This is a genomic window from Runella sp. R0.1_18, from assembly GCF_057652155.1.
Map to the genome: position 1 here is coordinate 1 of NZ_JBYFCK010000066.1, position 1422 is coordinate 1422.

Genomic DNA, 1422 nt, shown 5'->3' on the forward strand with positions numbered 1-1422 from the left:
CATGGCTCAAAAACTGCTCGGCTTCGCGCAAGTGTAAGATGAAAATGGGAAACCGCTAGTTTCATCGGGGTTGTGAGTAACCCCTCGTTGGGATTTGAGAATCCCAACGCACGCGACGCACGTGTGTGAGCGGGATTCTCAAACCCCGTCGCTAGACAAGCGAAAAAAGATAATAGCAACACAGATAGCGCGAGGCTCCGCCTCGTGCTGAGGATTGGAAGGCTTTTAGCCGATGCGAATAGCCTAAATGTTACGGTTTTTATCTATAAGGCAAGTAGGATACGTTACGGTTGCTCATCAACGTTTCGTTTAATTTTATGCTTTTGAAAAATATTTTCTTTTTTAGTTGGAAGAAAGTAAGATTTTTTAAAACTTGGTTTTGGAAGTAGTGTTAAATCTCTAACGGTCGCTACTTCATGGGAAGTTGCTCATTATCAGGAATTAGTAATGAAGTAATGTTTCGTCTAATAACATGTTGGAATTTTTATTCATAGAGTATGAAAGATATTATTGATAGCCTAAATCTTCCAAAACAAATTCTCGAAAAAACAGAAGAACTATTGAAAACTCTATTTGGCCCTGCAACAAAAGAGGTTGGAGAGCTATTTGCGGATAAAGTAAGATATAGGAGATTGAAAAATCAAGATCAGATATTTCATAAAACAGTCAGCCTTCTTGAGAAAAATAACTTAAAACCAAAAGAACTCAATTTAAAAACATTAGTCCCATTAATTGAAGAATGTTCACTTGAAGAAGATGAGCTACTTCAAGAAAAATGGTCAAATTTATTAGCAAACTTAGCTACATCGCCTGAAAACGGTTTAGAAGCCAAACTTGTAAAAACACTTTCTAACCTAACCCCCCTTGAAGCACAAATTTTAGATTTTGCATATAATCAAATGCAAATAGGCAGAGATAAGTTAATTGAACAAAGAAAAAGATGGAAAGGTCTATTCGATGAAGAAGAAATCAAGAGTATAAAAATAGATGAAATAATTATTGATTTTAATGAAGTAAAAAAACACTTTACAATAGATTCAATATTTCTAATTATTTCAATTGAAAATTTAGCACTTTTAGGTTTGCTGAAATATGAAGAGCCTGAAATTACAATTGATGATAATAGTTCATCAGGAGAAATAGTTGAAGATAAAGAAAAAGAGAGAAAAATAGAATTAGAACTTGATGTATCGGCAAGTTACTCACAATCAAATAATTTTAGAATTACTCATTTCGGAGGCTTTTTTATTGAAAAATGTAATGCACCAATAATTAAAGGCAATAGCTGAAATAAGTTGTTAGTTTTGACTTACTTTCGACTAACAACACTGTTACATCTTTGGATGGCTTTGTTGCATGGCTCACTTAGTTCACAAAAAAGCACTGGATTAGGTAACTTTGAGATCGCCAAACCTCCAAAGT

1 protein-coding gene is annotated in these 1422 nt (G+C 34.0%); it reads left to right on the plus strand.

What is annotated here, in order from left to right:
- Positions 1–497: 497 nt before the first annotated feature.
- Positions 498–1289, plus strand: a complete 792-nt coding sequence (locus AC23P2_RS31015) for an Abi-alpha family protein (protein WP_487776777.1) — start codon at positions 498–500, stop codon at positions 1287–1289.
- Positions 1290–1422 lie beyond the last annotated feature (133 nt).